Source organism: Nonomuraea jiangxiensis, from assembly GCF_900099965.1.
GTDB classification, from domain to species: Bacteria; Actinomycetota; Actinomycetes; order Streptosporangiales; family Streptosporangiaceae; genus Nonomuraea; species Nonomuraea jiangxiensis.
This window is the reverse complement of sequence record NZ_FNDJ01000059.1, coordinates 1-17,799: the sequence shown is the minus strand read 5'-3', so window position 1 is coordinate 17,799 and position 17,799 is coordinate 1. Positions and strand designations below refer to the sequence as shown.

14 protein-coding genes are annotated in these 17,799 nt (G+C 66.1%); 12 read left to right on the top strand and 2 right to left on the bottom strand.

The genetic code is table 11. The annotated features are described in order from the left end of the window. A partial coding sequence (locus tag BLS95_RS53700; RefSeq protein WP_218136468.1) for a GlxA family transcriptional regulator occupies positions 1-780 on the bottom strand: 780 nt, incomplete at its 3' end. Positions 781-1,127: 347 nt separating this feature from the next. Between BLS95_RS53700 and BLS95_RS53695 the strand changes: the two genes are divergently transcribed. The 8 genes from BLS95_RS53695 to BLS95_RS53660 all read left to right on the top strand — a co-directional run bounded on the left by BLS95_RS53695 (position 1,128) and on the right by BLS95_RS53660 (position 10,079). Next, on the top strand, positions 1,128-1,676 hold the full coding sequence (locus BLS95_RS53695) for an HD domain-containing protein (protein ID WP_245765840.1): 549 nt from the start codon (positions 1,128-1,130) through the stop codon (positions 1,674-1,676). Positions 1,677-2,111: 435 nt separating this feature from the next. Continuing rightward, complete coding sequence (locus BLS95_RS53690) at positions 2,112-3,032, top strand: NADP-dependent oxidoreductase (RefSeq protein ID WP_090947358.1); 921 nt, start codon at positions 2,112-2,114, stop codon at positions 3,030-3,032. 18 nt (positions 3,033-3,050) lie between these two features. Then, complete coding sequence (locus tag BLS95_RS53685; RefSeq protein ID WP_090947357.1) at positions 3,051-3,500, top strand: cupin domain-containing protein; 450 nt, start codon at positions 3,051-3,053, stop codon at positions 3,498-3,500. Positions 3,501-3,650: 150 nt separating this feature from the next. Then, positions 3,651-4,577 (top strand): TIGR03619 family F420-dependent LLM class oxidoreductase, encoded by a 927-nt coding sequence (locus tag BLS95_RS53680; protein WP_281250153.1) that lies wholly within the window; start codon positions 3,651-3,653, stop codon positions 4,575-4,577. Between the two features lie 112 nt (positions 4,578-4,689). Then, complete coding sequence (locus tag BLS95_RS53675; protein ID WP_090947355.1) at positions 4,690-5,166, top strand: hypothetical protein; 477 nt, start codon at positions 4,690-4,692, stop codon at positions 5,164-5,166. Positions 5,167-5,679: 513 nt separating this feature from the next. Then, positions 5,680-7,515 (top strand): CocE/NonD family hydrolase, encoded by a 1,836-nt coding sequence (locus tag BLS95_RS53670; RefSeq protein ID WP_176993931.1) that lies wholly within the window; start codon positions 5,680-5,682, stop codon positions 7,513-7,515. A gap of 853 nt (positions 7,516-8,368) precedes the next feature. Then, positions 8,369-9,172: a 2OG-Fe(II)-dependent halogenase WelO5 family protein gene (locus tag BLS95_RS53665; RefSeq protein WP_090947353.1), complete on the top strand. Its 804-nt coding sequence runs from the start codon at positions 8,369-8,371 to the stop codon at positions 9,170-9,172. A 70-nt stretch (positions 9,173-9,242) separates the two neighbouring features. Then, positions 9,243-10,079: a PhzF family phenazine biosynthesis protein gene (locus BLS95_RS53660; RefSeq protein ID WP_090947352.1), complete on the top strand. Its 837-nt coding sequence runs from the start codon at positions 9,243-9,245 to the stop codon at positions 10,077-10,079. Positions 10,080-10,233: 154 nt separating this feature from the next. Here BLS95_RS53660 and BLS95_RS53655 read toward each other — a convergent pair whose 3' ends face one another. Continuing rightward, positions 10,234-10,734 (bottom strand): RidA family protein, encoded by a 501-nt coding sequence (locus BLS95_RS53655; RefSeq protein WP_090947360.1) that lies wholly within the window; start codon positions 10,732-10,734, stop codon positions 10,234-10,236. Positions 10,735-10,957: 223 nt separating this feature from the next. Here BLS95_RS53655 and BLS95_RS53650 point away from each other — a divergent pair, with 223 nt between their 5' ends. The 4 genes from BLS95_RS53650 to BLS95_RS53640 all read left to right on the top strand — a co-directional run. Beyond that, positions 10,958-13,825, top strand: coding sequence for an alpha/beta hydrolase (locus BLS95_RS53650; protein ID WP_143044328.1), 2,868 nt, complete (start codon positions 10,958-10,960; stop codon positions 13,823-13,825). Positions 13,826-13,918: 93 nt separating this feature from the next. Continuing rightward, positions 13,919-14,083 carry a hypothetical protein gene (locus BLS95_RS56625; RefSeq protein WP_176993930.1) on the top strand — a complete coding sequence of 55 codons (165 nt, stop codon included), beginning with the start codon at positions 13,919-13,921 and terminating at the stop codon, positions 14,081-14,083. A 98-nt stretch (positions 14,084-14,181) separates the two neighbouring features. Further along, a complete protein-coding gene (locus tag BLS95_RS55295) occupies positions 14,182-14,607 on the top strand; it encodes a hypothetical protein (RefSeq protein ID WP_143044327.1) in 426 nt (141 codons plus the stop codon). A gap of 626 nt (positions 14,608-15,233) precedes the next feature. Further along, on the top strand, positions 15,234-17,799 hold a 2,566-nt coding region (locus BLS95_RS53640; RefSeq protein ID WP_176993929.1), incomplete at its 3' end, for a phosphodiester glycosidase family protein.

Genomic DNA, 17,799 nt, shown 5'->3' with positions numbered 1-17,799 from the left:
GGCCGGTGTCGTGGACAACTCGTCGTGGAAAAGCCGGGTGAGGTGCCGGGTGCTCACGTTGAGGTGTTTCGCGAGCTCACCGAGCGAGTGGTCCCCGCGGGGGTTCGCTGTCACCAAGTCGGTGATGCTGCGGAGAGCCGGCGAGCGGGGCGGCGGTCCTTGCAGCGGTGCCGAGAACTGGGACTGGCCGCCCGCGCGCTGCATGTAGACCACCAGGGCACGGGCGACGTCGCGCGCCACGTGGGGCCCGTGGTCCTCTTCGACGAGAGCGAGCGCCAGGTCGATGCCGGCCGTCACCCCTGCCGACGTGTACATGGTGCCGTCGCGAACGTAGATCGCGTCGGGCTCGACGCGGCACGTCGGACACCGGGCGGCCAGTTCGTGCGCGACCTTCCAGTGCGTGGTCGCGCGCTTGCCGTCGAGGAGACCGGCGGCGGCGAGCAGGAACGCCCCGGTGCAGATCGACGCGACCCGGCCGGCCACCACCGCCGGTATCCGCGCGGCGTCCGCCAGATCGTCGGGGACACGGGCGCGCGGATAGAGGTCGGACCCCGCCACCAGCAACGTGTCGGGAGCCGGCGCGGAGGAGACGGCGCCGTCGACCGCCATCCGCACCCCGAGGTTCGATGTGACGTCCGCACCGTCCGGCGACAGCAGCACGATCCGGTAGTCGGCACCGAGCCGGTTCGCCTCCTTGAACACCTCCGCGGGACCGGCGACGTCCAGCAACGTCACTCCGTCGTAGACGAGGATCGCGACGCGGTGGGGGGCGGCGTTCACCACCGCGGAGCCCGATCCGCGCGCTGACCGGCCGGACCCCGGCGGCACTGACCGCCCTCGGGTCGGCGACGCAGGAGGCATGGACACCTTTTCATTGGTAGCACACCGTTACGGGACATCCTTATGGGCGGGGTTGCGCAACCGGCAGCGGGTGTGACGGACGGCGTATCCAGGCGGAAGTCGCTGGATCCGCCGAGGCGTGGCGGGGCACGCGGCTGCGGGCTCGCCCTGTCCGGAAATGGGTGATTCCTGGCCGGACGAAGGCTGCGCCGCACGCCGCTCGGCGGACAGCATGGAATCGGACAATCGGTACATAATCCGACACGCTTCCCGGAGAGTCAGAGGTCATGCCAGAGGTCATCGCGGGGTTGGAGATTCCTGAGACAGCGGCGGTCGCCGAAGCGACCAGGTTCATCCAGGAGACGACCAGCCCTCTCATCTACCACCACTCCCGGCGGGTCTTCCTCTTCGGCCTGATTCACGCTCGCAAGCTCGGCGTGGAACCGGACCCGGAGCTGCTCTACGTGGCGGCAATGTTCCACGACACCGGCCTCCTGGCTCCCTTGCCCGGCGTCGAGCAGCGCTTCGAGATCGATGGCGCCGACCACGCGCGCAAGTTCCTCCTGGACCGGGGTTTCTCGACGGCCGCTGCCGAAACCGTCTGGACGGCGATCGCGCTGCACACCACGCCGGGCATCCCCGGCCGGATGGCCCCGGAGATCGCGACCACGCACCTGGGCGTCTTGACCGACGCGATCGGCTTCGACCTGGACGGACTGGAACCTTCTCAGCTGGGCGAGATCCTCGCCGTCCACGTGGGGACTTCAAGAACGAGTTTCTGCAAGTGTTCGTCGACGGGCTCGGCCACCGCCCCGAAACCACGAACGGCACCGTGAACTCCGACGTGCTCGAGCACTTCATCCCCGGCTTCCGGCGTACGACGACGGTCGAGCGCATCCTCAAATCGGCCTGGCCCAGCTGACTGGATATCACACGAGGCCACGAGATGAACGGCTTTGACCATGAACGTCGGGCTTCGTTCGCCCTGCTCGCGAGCGCGCCGTCCCCCATCTACCCGCTGTGGCGGGAGCGGTGGGGCTTCGGCCTCGCCGTGGTGGTGCTCGCGATCCCTGAGCCACACACCTGGCGAGCCGGTGGACTGGCGTGGCTGCGACAGCGAGTCCGCGATTCCCGGGAGTTCCTCGCTTCGGTCCCCGCCATCCATCTCGCTGGGAGCCGGGTTGACGTGCAACGGAACCCTCCGCGTCACCCGAGCGGACCCCGCGCTGAGCCTCCCGCAACAACCATTGCCCACTTGAAAGGATTCGAACATGCGAGCAATCATCGTGCGAGACCGTGACGCGGGTGTCGGCGGCCTCACCCTGACCGACATGCCCTACCCCCACGCCGCGGAGAACGACGTCATCGTGCGCGTGCACGCCGCGGGCTTCACCCCTGGAGAGCTCGACTGGCCCTCGACGTGGACCGATCGGGCCGGCCGCGACCGGACGCCGAGCGTGCCCGGGCACGAGCTGTCCGGTGTCGTCGAAGAGCTGGGGTACGGCACCACCGGCCTGAGCGTCGGGCAACGAGTGTTCGGCCTGACCGACTGGGCCCGTGACGGCACGCTCGCCGAGTACACCGCGGTTGAGGCCCGCAATCTCGCCCCGCTGCCGGCGGACATCGACCACACCGTGGCTGCCGCGCTGCCGATCTCCGGGCTGACCGCCTGGCAGGGGCTGTTCGACCACGGCCGCCTCACCACAGGCCAGACCGTCCTGATCCATGGTGCCGCGGGCGGCGTCGGCTCGATCGCGGTACAGCTCGCCCGCGAGGTCGGCGCACGCGTCATCGGCACCGGCCGGGCCTCCAACCGGGACACGGCACTCGCGCTCGGCGTCGACACTTTCATCGATCTGCAGACCGAGAAGCTGGAGGACGCCGGCGAGGCCAACGTCGTGTTCGACGCGATCGGCGGCGCCACCCTCGACCGCTCGGCCGCCCTGGTCCGAGCCGGCGGCACGCTCGTCACCATCGTCATGCCGCCCAAGGTCCAGCCCAGGGACGGGCGGGCGGTCTTCTTCGTCGTCGAACCCGACCGCGCCCAGCTCACCGACCTCGCCACGCGGGTAAGGGATGGTCGGCTCAGTCCGTTCGTCGGTGCTGTGCGGCCGCTCGCCGAGGCACCCGCCGCGTTCGCCCCCGACAAGCCCACCCCTGGCAAGACGATCATCCGCGTCGCGGAAGACTGAATCAGGGGACCCATCGTGATGATCGGAATGCGGATCGCCGCCGGCCTCCTGGCTGTCGCCACGGCCTGCTCGACCTCCAACCAGCCCGCCCACGCCCAGCGGCCGACAGCGGCCGCGGCATCGACGCGCCCCTCCGAAACCCTCAAACCGCTGCTCCAGCAGGCCCTTCCGAACGTGAAAGGCAAGACGTTCACCTCGGCGGTCGTCGAGCTTCCGCCCAACGCACGCGCGATGCCGCACCGGCACGGCCAGGCGTTCGTCTACGCCTACGTCCTGGACGGCACCGTACGCAGCAAGCTCGACGACAAGCCCGTGACCAACTACCACCAGGGCGAGAACTGGGTCGAGCAGCCGGGCGCCCACCACGTACTCACCGAGAACACCAGCCGGACCAAGCCGGCCAAGCTCCTTGTCGTCTTCGTCTCCGACACCGGAGACAAGCTCAAGGTCGAAGACCCGAGGTCATAGATCGGGGCACGCAGCGGGCGGCAACACTCCTGCCCCTGCTTAGATCACACCCCACCCGCCACCAAAACGCACCCGAAGAGCGCAGCGCAGACCACATTCACGACTACATCGGGGGTTTCAATAAAACTCGGACTTCGTCTGCCCCAGAGATTGGGAGTAGACCTACAACACGACCTGGTCGAAGCAGCTAAAACGGCCGAAGCGGCCGGATATGCCAGTTTGTGGACGTACGAACGGCTGCTCTTCCCGGAGACACCCGCCGAACCATATGCCCCGCCGAACGTGCCATGGCCGGAAACCCAGCGGCAGGCCGCCGACCCCCTGGCAGTCCTCACGGCAGCGGCGGTGGCGACCGAAGACGTGCGCCTCGGTACGGCCGTTCTGATCGCCGCCCTCCACACACCCGTCCAGTTGGCGAAGCAACTGGCCACGATCGATCAGATCAGCGGCGGCCGCATGATCGCAGGTATGGGCACCGGCTGGTCCACCGACGAACTCCAGGCCACTGGCGCCACCCGAGCGGATCGCGGCCGCCTCCTCGACGAGACGCTGGACGTCTTCGATGCCGTGTGGGGGCCGGACCCGGTGACCTTCCGGAGTCCTCGCGTAGTCATCGACAACGCCTCGGTCCTGCCCAAGCCCGCTTCGAAAATCCCCGTGATGCTGGGCGGCGGTGGCAGCAACATAGGCCGCGGCACCAGTCCCAAGGTCGTCGAACGCATTGCCAAACGCGCAGACGGCTGGCTGCCGCTACCTACCACGCCGGGGCCGGCCGGAGCCGCAGACTTGCGCGCAAGCTGGGACCGTATCCGGGAAATGGCTTCTGCGTATGGCCGGGACACGAGCCGGATGGAGATGATCGTGGTGGGAAACGTCACCTTCACTGACCGCCCGGCAGGACCTGACCGATCGGCGTTCGTCGGCACACTCGACCAGATCATGGACGACATCCACACGGCCGCAGAGGCCGGCGCGGACGAGCTCATCGTGGATCTGAATCTGCAAGACTGGTTCGCCAGCACTCCGCAGATGCTTGAGACGGCGGTGGAGATCCGCGAACGGGCCGCAGTCTCATAACCGATGCTGCCAACGCCGGAGACAATGCCCCCAGCTGCCAACTAGTTCAGCTCGCCCGAGCCCGTGATAGCGTCCTTCTCTTCTCCGGTAAGCCGGATGAGGTTCCCAGCAGGTGACCGTGACCGACCCCTATCAGCGCCTCGATCACGCACTCGACGCACTGGACACCGTCCTTGCTCCTTCCTCAACGCAGCCGTTCACCGTAGGCGGCTGCACCTTCTGCTACAGTCCCGCCGATCTGGAAGCCTTGGCCGGTCCGGTAGATCGGGTGCCGGAGGAGTTGATCCTGTCCGTTGCGGACCCCGGTGCCCAGCCTGTCACCGGACCCCTGGAGACGATCTCCGTCAGCACCGGCACCCTCGCGCCGTGGCTGGACATCTGGGCCGAAACCCGAACCCTGGCGGCGGATCAGCACCTGCGTGACGCACTCGACAACTGGCTTGTCGAGTGGCAGCTCGCCGATCTTCACTTCGGCTTCTACGACGAGTTTCATGCCACGCCGCAACTTCTGCCTTGGCTGCTCACCTTGGACGAAGGCCGCCTCGATGCCGCTCAACTCGTAGAGGTCGAACACATCGCGCACAGCTAGGGACCCCTTGTTCGGGACAGGGCCGCGCCCTTACAGCGAAGGGAGTCGACCAGCACCAAAACGAAAGTCGCGTTAGCGCAAGCTAATGAGAATCCGGCTCATCCGCGGCAACGCCTACCCGCGCTCCCTCACGGTCTGGAGCGCGATGTCCAGCGCCTGCCTCAGGGGGGCTTCTCCTGGCCGTCGTGCTGGTCCACGACCGCGACGGCAACGCCGCAGTGGTCGGCGCCGTGCTGGCCGGGGCGTCCCCGTCGGGCCGGATCATCACCGTATTCGCTCGGGGTAGCCCAGCGACGGCTCCAGTCCAGCGGTCTTCAGCGGTCTGTCGGATGTCGGAACCCGATCTTGCAACATCCGTCCGATGACAGGCCCCAGAGGCTTGCCTACGCTCCGCTTGACAAATGTCGGAGCTCGCACGCTCTCACTTTGTCAACCGTGGTCAAGTGACGGAGGCGTTGCATGCAATTAGCAAGGACAGTCTCGATCCTAGCAGTCACCGCTGCCATAGCGGCGTTGGCGACGGGGCCGACAGCGGCGGCCGAGGTGCAGGCGCCAGGCATCGCCGTTGAGGGCGGTGTGACGCAGCCGGTGTTCTCCCATGCAGAGGCGATCCAGGAGGTCGTCTACGTGGAGACGCCGATGGACAGCGACGGCGACGGACGTAACGACCTGATCGCCATGGACATCATCCGCCCGCGTGAGACCGGTTCGGGACTGAAGGTTCCCACCATCATGGAAGCGAGCCCCTATTACGGGCGCTCCTCCCAGCCGCCGCCCGACCGAACCCGCGGCTTCCCCGGTTGGTGGGACGAGTACTTCGTGCCGCGCGGTTACGCCATCGCCCAGGTCGAGATGCAGGGCACGGGCCGATCGTTCGGCTGCCCGACCACCGGCGGTCCCGAGGACACCATCAGCATCAAGGCCGCGGTCGACTGGCTCAACGGCCGGGCCCGCGGATACTACGCCAACGGCACGGAGGCCGTCGCCGGTTGGAGCACCGGCAATGTGGGCATGCAGGGCGTCTCCTATGTCGGCACCCTGCCCAACGCAGTGGCCACGGAAGCCGTCGAGGGGCTGCGCACCGTCGTGCCGATCGCGGCGATCTCCAACTGGTACAGCTACGCCAACGACCAGGGCATCGCCTGGGCAGGTTGGGGCACCCGGTACACCGAGTACCTCGCCAACTACGTATCGGTGGGGCGAAGCGCCCCCGGCTCGGTCTCGGCCCCGGCCTGTACGGATCGCATCAAGGCCCTCGGTGACGAGGAGGAGGTCAGCGACAGCGACTTCACCTCGTTCTGGCAGGACCGCGACTACATCCCCTCCGCGAACAAGATCAAGACGGCCAAGACCTCGGTGTTCATGGTTCATGGCCTGACGGACTACAACGTCAAGACGATGCACTTCGCCAATCTCTGGTACGAGGTCGCCAAGCGTCAGATGCCGCGCAAGATCTGGATCCACCGCGGCGCCCACTCCAACCCCACCAGCTTCCGCAACGCGGAGTGGCAGAGCGTGATGCACCGGTGGATGGACCATTGGCTGTACGACATCGACAACGGCATCATGGACGAGCCGATGGCCGACATCCAGCGGCCCGACGGCTCCTGGGAGACGCACGCGAGCTGGCCGGAGGCGAGCGCGTCCGAGGTGAAGCTGTCGCTCGGCCCGGCCACCGGCGGGGTCGCCGGCACCCTGTCGCTCGACTCACCTTCCGGCAACCCGACGCAGAGCTTCGTCGACCAGATCGAGTCCCAGGCCCTCAAGGTCGGAGACCCGTCCCAGTCCCGCGCGGGCCGGCTGGCCTACGTCACTCCCCCGCTGACGCGGGAACTGCGGCTGTCGGGCACCCCGAGCCTCGACGTACGGATGACGACCGACAAGACCAGTGCGCTGCTGTCGGCGATGCTGGTCGACTACGGCGAGGGCCCGACCGTCACCGTGGCCGGCAAGGAGCCGCTGGAGCTGGTGCAGGAGCCGTGCCAGCCGGAGGACCTCGCCAACCTCACCGGATGCGCCACGCCCATGGAGGTCACCTCGGCCATCACGCCGGAGCGGGTGCTCGCATGGGGTCACGTGAACGTCCAGAGCACGCCTGACCTGAGGCGCAGCGACGAGCTCAAGCCCGGCAAGCAGTATCAGGTCCGGTGGAACACGTTGCCGACCGAGCACGTCATCCCCGCGGGTCACCGTATCGGGCTGGTGCTGACGGGCAACTACAACGCCGATCCGAGCCAGACCCGCCCCGCCCGCGACCAGGTGGCGCTCGGCGGCCAGATCACCATCGACCTGCACGGCAGCCGTATCAGCCTGCCGGTCGTCAACGGGACCGACGGGCTGCGCTTCTAACCCGAACGCTCACGTCGCGTGCCCCCGGCGGTCGAACGCCGGGGGCACGCGCGTACTACGTCAGCGCCAAACCGCCGACTGTGAGCAGGCCGCCCCAGCAACCCGGTTTCCACGGCTTCGCCCGACCGGCCGGCCCCATGGCGAAGCCCCGACGCGCCGTCCAGGCAAGCCGACCGGTGCCGCCCCTCCAGCCCTGCCATCGTGATACCGGGAGGGAGGGAGGGCCACGCGTTCTGCCCGCTGTGGGTTGAATGAAGGCTTCAGCGAAGTACAGCAGCGCGACGATGCGGCCATTCCAGCCGCCGTCTCTGCCACCGCGCCGCTGCGCGTCCCGTCCCGTGGTCTTCGGAATGGTGGCGTCCGGGCTGGGCGGCTTCGCCCACGTGATCGCGAGTGGCGTGGTGCCGCTCGACTCCGCGCTGGCAGCCTCGCCGTCTGCCTCCCAACCTCGTCACCTTCATCGCAGTACTGGTGGCCTGGGACCTGCTCGGCGACCTGACCGCTGATTCCGATAGGGACGGCAAGCGTCGGCTGCACCGCGACCGTCACACCAATCAATACCGCGGTGACGATGATGGGGAGTGCACAGGAGCTAAGAGCGCCCGCAACCGCCGACAAACCCCAGCTCAGCAAGTGTCGGCCCCGCACGCGCGGGGATCACCCGGCTGTCGACGGGCCGCCTGCGCACAAGCCACCGCGTCAGTTAGTCGACCCAAGGATGAAAGGCGTTCTGTAACTATGTAGCGATCAAAAAAGGTATATTTCGGCCCTACTGGTATTGTGCAACTCTAGGCGTAATTCTTTGGCCTTAGTACTATCTAAAGGACTGGCATCCGATCGGCCGGAGGCGCCCGTGGCAGCGGCTCATGAGCATGATCCGTTTTTTGTTCCGGTGACCGCGGACCGATTTGAACGCCGCCTGCTCGCCGATCTTGCCGCTGGCCGATGTGCTGCGATTCGAGTACATGATTTCTTCTCTCCGGCCGAGTGCGAAGTGGTGATGCGTGCCCTGCTGGACGTTGAGTTCGCCACGTACGGGCGCGCCCGAGTTCAGCCTGAGGTGATGCGGTTCGGCGTAGGGGTCAGTGACTACCGGCGAGACGGCCGGATCTCGGAGGAGTTTTGGGCCGCAGTCGATGAAGGGCGGCGCGCGTGGGAAGCACTGAACCTGCCGTTCGATCCCTTCGCTCTCTGCCGGTCACGGCTGGGAGCCGATCTCCCCCAGCAGGTGGAGGTCGGCCGGCACGACGGCCACGCCATGAGCCCGGGGGTGGCCCGAGAGCCTAACCAGGGATTCCTGGTACATTTCGACGACGCACAGCGGGAGTTCCCCGGCGGCTTTCTGGACGAAAATGTCGTATGCCAGTTCGCCTTCAACCTGTACCTCAGCGTTCCGGAAGAGGGCGGAGAGACGGTTGTCTGGCGACACCGCTGGCACCCCACCGACGACAGTCACAGACCCGACGGATCTTACGGTTTCAAGGAAGATGTGGTGGGCGCCGCCGAATCATTCCTCATGCGCCCTCGAAAGGGCGAGGCGGTGCTCTTGGAACCGAGAAACTTTCACGCGGTGCGGCCCAGCAAGGGCGGGCGAAGGATCTCCTTGGGTTTCTCCGTGTCGATGACGGACACAGGGCAATTGCTCACCTGGGGCTGATCCGAATCGCTTCACCGCAGATTCCCCGGAACAAGTTGTCGGATCCCAGGTTCGGACCTAACGTTTCACTATGGAGCTCCTACGGTACGTGGCCTTCAGCGACCGTGTCGACGGTGGAAATCCCGCGGGGATCGTATTGGACGCCGCTGGGATCAGCCCCGATGAAATGCTCGAAGTCGCCGCAGAGGTCGGCTATTCAGAGACCGCCTTTGTGACGGAACGGTCGGACCGGACGCTAACAGTCCGATATTTCAGCCCAAAGGTAGAAGTACCGTTCTGCGGTCATGCCACAATCGCAACAGCGGTAGCCTTCGCGGACGTGCACGGGCCCGGAGAGTTGCTTCTCCACACACAAGCCGGTGAGATCAGAGTATCCACGTCAGTGACCCCCGCCGGGTTGACCGTGGCGACCCTCGTGAGCGTTCCGCCGCGCGTGGATGCAATGGATGACGCACTTGTTCGGGAACTGCTGTCGATTCTGGGCTGGTCGCCAACCGATCTCGATCCTACGCTGCCGCCACGAGTGGCCAATGCGGGTGCCTCTCATCCGATCATCGCTGCCGCCACTCACGAGCGCCTCTCGGATCTGGTCTACGATTTCCCTGCCCTGGCGGAGTTGATGGACCGAGTTGGCTGGACGACGATCAACCTGGTGTGGCGCGAGCGGAGCGATGTGTTCCACGCCAGAAACCCCTTCCCGCCTGGGGGTGTGGTGGAAGATCCGGCGACTGGCGCGGCCGCGGCGGCATTCGGCGGCTATCTGCGCGCCCTCGGCCTCCTCACGCCGCCCGCGACGGCGACCGTGTACCAGGGCCAGGACATGGGCCGACCCAGCACCATCACGCTGTCAATACCGGAGGACCCGGCAAGCGGAATCTCGGTCACGGGGACGGCAGTAGCGCTGTGATGGTGCAGGACCTTTCTCTCTGAGACGGTCCTTGGTCCGCTGATTGGGGAATGGCCGGGTCAGCCGACCGGGCGCACTCGGTACTGAGCGGCCGCCGCTGGGTGAGCGCTTAGTCCGCTGGATCAGTAATGATCCACGGCGAGATCGAGGACCCTCACCGAGCCGTGGAACTCGGCTCGCCAGTCGGCCCGGGCGCGACCTGCACGGTCAACTCGATCTCGACCGTGGTGTCAAAGGGCAGCACCGCCACCCCGATCGAACTGCGCGCATGCCTTCCCGCTTCTCCGAAAACCTCGAACAGCAGGTCGCTGGCGCCGTTGACGACATCTGCCTGCGAGGTGAAATCGGGTGTCGACGACACGTAACCCACCATTTTCACCACGCGCACGACGCGATCAAGCCCCACGGTCACGTTCACGGCGGCGAGCGCCGAAAGGGCGCACTGACGGGCTAGCGCCGCAGCGGCCTCGACGGTTATCCGGTCGCCCACCCTGCCGGTGACGACCACTTCCCCGTCGGTCATCGGGATCTGGCCGGATACGAACAGGAGGTCCCCGGACAGGACGGCGGGAACGTAGGACCCCTTAGAGGGGCTTACCGATGGCAGTTTGAGGCCGAGTTCTGCGAGCCTGGTCGACGGAGATGCCGTACTCATGCCAGCACCATACGCGTACGGGTCCGCTGCAGGGAGCGTTTGGCTCATCACCCCTGCTTCACGGTCATACAACGGATACTTCGTCCCCCAGAAGCCTCATGTCTTCGGTTAGACCACCGACGATTCACACCCTTTTCGGCCAGTCAGGACCAAGGGGCAATATACGGACTATTGTTATAGGTGGAGGCCGCCCAGACGAGATCTTGCGAGCAGGAGGCGCTGCGTGAGCGGGCGTGATCAAATTTATGTGCTCTTCATCCACGGGCTCTTCTCGAACAGGAAGGTCTGGAGGCACTTCACGCGGGCGATCAAAGCAGATCCAGATCTTGGGGACAGGGTCATTCCGCTCTACTTCGAGTATTCGAGTCCGATCTTTAAACTCCGACTTTCGCGGGCAATTCCGACATTTAGTACAATTGCTAAAAATCTGGATGCGGACTTGAGGCTCAAAATTCCGGACGGACGTAAAGTATTCTTAGTGACGCACAGTCAGGGGGGAATTGTCGCACAGACGTTCCTAGCGCAGGCGTTGCACAACGGAGACGCTCGCGGACTCGACAAGATCGCACACCTCCTGATGTACGCCTGCCCGAACGCCGGCTCGAGGATCGCTCTGGGCCTGCGGAGATTGCTACTCCCTCGGCACCCGCAAGAGTGGCTGCATCGCCGGATGCAGGCGGATGTTGCGGCCATCGCCGAGCTTGAAGATCACTGCCCCTTCCCGATCACGGCGTGTGGCGGGGCAACGGATGGCATCGCGCCTGACGCGGATGCCACTTATCCCTTCCGCAACAGGACAACGGTGCCTGGTGACCACAAATCCATTGTTCGCCCGCGAACCCCGGACGATGCCTCATTCCTCCTGTTCAAGCGTCTGGTGAGACAGATGTGGTCAACCCCGGCCGAACCGACTCTCCTCGCCGCTCCCGTCGACAGCGCGCTCTCGCCGCAACCGCTGCCCGAAGGCAGTTCGCAGGTATCAACCGCTCCTCCATGGCCCCAGCGTGACGAGAATCTCGAAGGTCGTGCCGAAGAGGTCGAGGCCATACTCGCCGAGGGTGCCAAGGTATGCGTTCTCGCGGGACTGGGAGGCGTCGGCAAGACCAGAGTCGCGCTCGAAGTCGCCCATCGGATGCGCGCTCAGCGCGACGTGTGGTGGATCAACGTCACCGAGCTCGACACCGCGATGCAGCAGTTGGCGCTGCGTCTCAACGTGGCGAAGAGCGCCCTGGTCGAGGCACAAAGCGCCCGGAACGTTCCAGATGTGATCTGGAGGGCGCTGGACGCCCACAACCGCCCTTGGCTCCTGGTGTTCGACAACGCCGACAACGCCGAGGTGCTCGCGGCGGGAAATGGACGCGTCGCCGAGGGCAGGGGATGGTTGCGCATGCCTGACGGCACCAACGGCATGGTGATCGTGACCAGCCACGACCAGAGCACGGTCACGTGGGGACAGTGGTGCCGAGTCCGAAAGATCGACACGTTGCCCGAAGACGATGGCATCGCGATGCTGACGAAGATCGTCGGACAACAGGCGGCCGGGACTCGAGAGGAGGCCCGGCTGCTTTCCCGGGCCTTGGGCGGACTCCCGCTCGCGCTGTGGTGCGCGGCGCGGCACATCAAGGCCAGCTACGACACGGGTGAACGGCTGACGTTCGGCCGTTATCGGCAGGATCTGGAGTCCCGGCTCACCGCTCTGCCCGGAAGCGGCCCGCTGGACCCGAAGCTGGGGCTGGAACTCGTTCAGAAGGTATTCAAGATCTCGCTTGACGCGCTCGTGGGCGCGGGGATGCCGCAGGCGGAGCGCCTCTTGAAGGCTTTCGCATGCATGAGTCCAAGCATGATCCCCTATAGGACGGGTTCCGAAGCCCGCCTTGCGCATGCCGATCTCTTCGATGGCCATCCGAGCCCTGACATCGACAGAATCCTGGCGCGACTCAGAGACGTTGGCCTGGTGACATTGCACCGTGTCCCCGCCGCGGGGAGCGAGTCGGACAAGATCACCGTTCAGGCGTTGACCATGCACCCGGCGGTGCATGTGGTCTTCCGGAACGACCGCGACGTGACGGCCCGCGGTCGCGCCTACTACGGCTTCGCGCTGCGGTTGCTTGAGGACGTACTGGGAGAGTCGGATCCAGACCAGAGCGAGGATCGCGCGCTGTGGCGACTGGTGGCACCTCATGTCATCCAGATCGCCAACACCGCGGTCAGCACACTCGCCGGCGAGCAGGATCTCATCCGAAGGGCGCTGAAGTTGGTCCGTGTCACCAGCCGGTATTACATCGCGGCGGGACTTGTGGCGCCGGCGAGCGATTTCCTCCCCGGCCTCATAGGCAAGTGCAGCTCCTACGGGTTCTCTCCTGACGACCGAGAGATCATGGATCTGCGCCACGAACACGGCCGGATGATGATCGAGGTCGGTAACCCCGAAGCCGCGGAAGCGGAGATCCGGGAACTTATCGCTGACCGGGAACGTGTTCTCGGAGACAATCACCGGGACACCTGGGCCAGCCGACACAAGCTGGCGAAGGCCATTCTCGTCCAGGACGGCCGATGGCGGGAGGCCGAAGAGTTGTTGTTGGGAATACTCGACGCCGAGCACGCCCTTGACCCCCAGCACACGGACAGCATGGTCGTCAAGCACAGCCTCGCCCGCGCGATCCTGGCTCAGGGAAATGACCGTGTCGCGATTGCCGAAAGGATGTGCAAGGAGATCCTCCAGCAATGGGACCCGGACGGGACATCGACTCTCGATGAGGTCCTTTTCGTGCGAGGCACATTAGTCCGAACGCTCTCGGCGCGGGGAGCGTACCGGGAGGCGAGGGAGGAGGCCGAACGGACTCTGGCGCGCAACGTCGAACACCTCGACGAAGTGCACGTCATGGGCTTGACCTTCGCATACATCGCGATTCTGCTCGCGCTCGGAGAGGTGCCCATGGCGTACGAGCAGGCGACCTCACTGCTGGCTCGCCGCGTCCGCCTGCTGGGGGATCACCACTCGGACACGATCAGGACGCGAGAGCTTCGTGACGACATCCGCAGACTGCTGGATGGCGGGCAATCGGGTGACCAGGCAGACCGTGCTGGATGATTTTCCCCAAAGCATATGGCTGGAGCCGGATGCGCCGGGTTATTTTTTACGGGTGGAGCACTGGAAAATGATCGTCAGCCAAAGGAGGCAGTTGTGTCGACGGCCGAGAATGAGCAGTGGCGCCTGATGTTCGACGAGGGGGATCCGGCAGACGAGGAGCTCTCGCCGCTGGAGATTGCCCAGAGGCTCGCTTACCAGGCTCTGGAATCGGAGCACCAGGCTGCGGAGTTAAGGGTCAGAGCAGCGCAAATTCTGTGAGCGAAGGCGTGGATCGGACCACCAGAGGAAGCGGGGCGATCACCTCGACCCGGCAGGCGGTGACCATCTTACAGTGGCGGAAGAGGGGCTAAGGCTCTATGCCGCGAGATTTCTATGCGACAAGCGCTCAGGTATTACCGATCATTCTGTTGGCATTCTTATGGGACTCCAGGTTTCTGGAGAACATAGCCACCGAATCGCGTTCGGTGCGCCGTCTCGACCCCGAAAAGGGAGTTCTCTTCTGGACTCGGCGACGGGTGCGTATATATTCGCTGTTCGTCGCCACGACTATCACAATTAATATCGGAATCTGCCTTCTTGTCCTGGTGGGCCTGGTGGGCGATTCCCCTCTCGTCCGCGGCCTGGTCCTAGGCGGAACCACGCTGGCGCTCGCTACCTTGCTGACGCGAGCCTATGTCGAGATCATCAAGGCCACCGGTCGCCTTCCCTCGCCTGACGGCACCCATGCCGATCAGCCAACGGGCCGCCTGCCCTCGGCAGACTCGATCAAGACCGATGAGTAGCCAGGCGACCGTGGACGCCGGCTACCTCAGGCAACACTTCTGCCCGACGGGGCAATCACCGTTGCTCCCGATCGTGGCAAATGTGCAGCTCAGAGGTTAAACGACAAACTCAGGACATGGTTGAGCCCTCGGCACCCGCGCAGCGCCCGGCAACCACGCCAAGCTCAAAAAACCGGCGGAGGCAGTGCGCGCTGCGCGAACCTCGTGTCGGCCGAGTTCGGGAGGAGGCGCGTATATCCACCGGTAGCAGAAATTGCCGATCCCGATCAACCCGTCGGAAGCCTCGCGCCATCCACCCATACAAGGGCCACCTCGTACACCACTCCCGTGGACCCACCCGAGGCAACGTAGCAAGGGCGGCCGATCCCGCCGAAGTCCGTGGTTGAGGGGATGCAGCAAACGCCGCCGCTCGGCCCCTTCACGACTCGCACCCCGACACCCCGCCGACCGCGTACCGCCGTGGGTGCGGACGCCTATTCGGTCCTGGTTCACCACCTGCTCGGAGTGGCGCCACCCGGGGGTATGAGTTGCCCCTTTTGATCAAGTATGCGCCCTTGATCCGATTGGGTGTAGCGGAGGTCTCATCGCCTCCGCTCATCTGCTGAGCCGAGGTTTCTATGAGATCGATGGTCTTGAACCATCAGGCTGCGAGGCCACTGCTGGTGGCGCTCGCCGCGGCGACCGCGCTGGCCGTCTTCCCGGCCGCCGCTTACGCGGACGCGGGTCAGCCCGCGCCCGTCACCGGCGGACTTCCCTTGATCAATACGACCGAGAAGATCGGTCCGGGGATCAACCTGCAGCACGTGCAGGCGCTCGACCAGAAGGGCTGGTACAACGCGCGGTTCCTGACCGTGGACCTGTCCAACAGCGCGGTCAGCACGGACCTGCTGACCGCCGGACCGGTCGCGTCAGGCGGGCCACTCAGCGTGGCCGCCAACAAGGCCGGCGCCGTCGCGGGCGTCAACGGCGACTTCTACGACCTGGGCAACTCCACCGCGGCGCACGGTGCCGAGATCCAGAACGGGCAACTGCTCAAGACCTCCAACCTCGGCGGCCCGGAAGCCGCCCAGGTGCAGCCGCACGTCGGCGTCAGCCAGGACGGCATCACCCAGCTCGTGAACGTCATGGTCAACGCGTCCGCGAACTTCGCGGGCACGGACCACAAGGTCCTGACGGTCAACGCCGCGAACCCCGAACCCCACCCGGTGCCCGCGGACGGCATGGTCGCGTTCACGTCGGCGTGGGGCACCTACAGCCGCAACCGCCCGTTCATCGGCGTGGACGGCAACCTCGCCGAGGTCCTGGTCCAGAACGGCAAGGTCGTCTCGGTCACGCCGAACGGCCCCGCGGGCTCGGGGACGATCCCGGACGACGGGTTCTACCTGGTGGGACGCGACGCCGCGGCGACCGCGATCCGCGCGCTGCAGCCCGGCGACCCGGTGACGCTCAGCTGGGCGCTGGCCGACCCGGTCGCCAGGACCATGAAGTTCGCGCTCGGCCACGGCGGCACCGGCGAGGGCGTCATCGTCTCCAACGGCAAGCCCCGCGCGGGCCTGGACAGCACCGCGATCTCCCCGCGTACCTCGTTCGGCTTCAAGGACGGCGGGCACACGCTCGTGCTCGGCCAGTGGAACGGCCCGGGCGGCACCGGCAAGGGCGGCGTCGCGATCGACAAGGTAGCCCATGACATGGTCGCGATGGGCGTGCAGACCGCGGTCATCCTCGACAGCGGCGGCTCCAGCGAGATGGTCGCCCGCGCGCTCGGCGAGGACCACGTGACCATTCGCAACACCCCGTCCGACGGCCAGGAACGCCACAACACGAACGGCGTCGGCGTCTTCGTCTCCAAGGGCGACGGCAGGGCGCACGAGGTCCTCATCAAGCCCGCGCCGGGTGCGACGTCGGCCGACGGCGGCGTGAAGGTCTTCCCGGGACTGCACCGCGCGCTCGTCGCGCAGGCAGTCGACAACCACCAGACGCCGGTGACGATCGACCCGAAGTCCGTGCGATGGTCCGCGTCCGGAGCCTCCGTCAAGGGCGGCGTGCTTGAGGCCCCGAACAAGCAGCGTGACTCGATCGACGTCAAAGCCAAGGTGGGTCACGAGCAGGCGCACGAGAGGGTCACCGTCCTCGACGCGCTCGACAGCGTAGAGCTGTCGTCCCAGCGCCTGTCGATCGCCGACGCGACGCCCGACCACGCGGTCACCGTCGCCGTGACCGGCCGGGACGCCCAGGGCTACACGGCTCCGATCGACCCGCGGGACCTCTCGCTCGACTACGACCACAGCGTCGTGGACATCCAGCCGGTCGACGGCCAGCTGAAGATCACCCCGCTCACCGCCGCGGGCACGATCCTCACGGTCTCGGTCGGCGGCAAGTCGGTGCAGCTCCCGATCACCGTCGGCGTGCAGACCCAGACGGTCTACGACTTCGACGACAACGTGCTCGCCCGCTGGCGCAACAACAGCACCGCGGCCACGACGTTCTCGGCGGACCCCGACGGCCTGCGGATCGACTTCAACGGGATGCGCAACGTCGGTATCGGAGCGGTGTCGGCGGCCCAGCGCGTCCAGGTGCCCGGCCAGCCGCTGCGCGTCAGGATGCGGATCAAGTCCAGCATCAGCGTCCCGAACGGCCTGACCTACCTGCTCTTCTACGACGCCAACGGCAAGAGCACCGGCATCTACGGCACCGCCCTCGCCGCAAGCAGCGACTGGCAGTACGCGACGTGGACGCTGCCGGCCAACACGGCGTTCCCGATCACCATCAACAGCTTCCAGGGCATCAACACGAGCGTCACCCAGCAGAAGCCGGGCACGTTCATCCTGGACCGCTTCGAGGCCGACATCCCGACCTCGATCGACCTGCCCGCCCAGCCCGACCCGCAGCCGGACCCGCTGATCTCCGACGACGGCGTGCTGCCCGAGGGCCGTGACACGTGGCAGTTCGCCACGCTGTCGGACGTGCAGTTCACGGCCGACAACCCGGCGCTGACCCAGGTCGCCACAGCCGCCATCAAGCGGATCCGGCAGACCCGGCCGGACCTGCTCGTCCTCAACGGCGACATCACCGACCGCGGCCTGCCGCAGGACCTCGCGCTCGCCCGCCAGGTGCTCACCGACGCCGGATGCGACCTCATCCCGGTCGGCCAGGAACCGGCGGAGGACAGCACGCCCGACCCGAAGACCGGCA

What these genes read in the sequence shown, in the direction of transcription:
- BLS95_RS53695 (WP_245765840.1), top strand. Translation starts at nt 1,128, where the DNA reads ATGCCAGAGGTCATCGCGGGGTTGGAGATTCCTGAGACAGCGGCGGTC.
- BLS95_RS53655 (WP_090947360.1), bottom strand. Translation starts at nt 10,734, where the DNA reads ATGAGTACGGCATCTCCGTCGACCAGGCTCGCAGAACTCGGCCTCAAA.
- BLS95_RS53690 (WP_090947358.1), top strand. Translation starts at nt 2,112, where the DNA reads ATGCGAGCAATCATCGTGCGAGACCGTGACGCGGGTGTCGGCGGCCTC.
- BLS95_RS55295 (WP_143044327.1), top strand. Translation starts at nt 14,182, where the DNA reads ATGCCGCGAGATTTCTATGCGACAAGCGCTCAGGTATTACCGATCATT.
- BLS95_RS53660 (WP_090947352.1), top strand. Translation starts at nt 9,243, where the DNA reads ATGGAGCTCCTACGGTACGTGGCCTTCAGCGACCGTGTCGACGGTGGA.
- BLS95_RS53685 (WP_090947357.1), top strand. Translation starts at nt 3,051, where the DNA reads ATGATCGGAATGCGGATCGCCGCCGGCCTCCTGGCTGTCGCCACGGCC.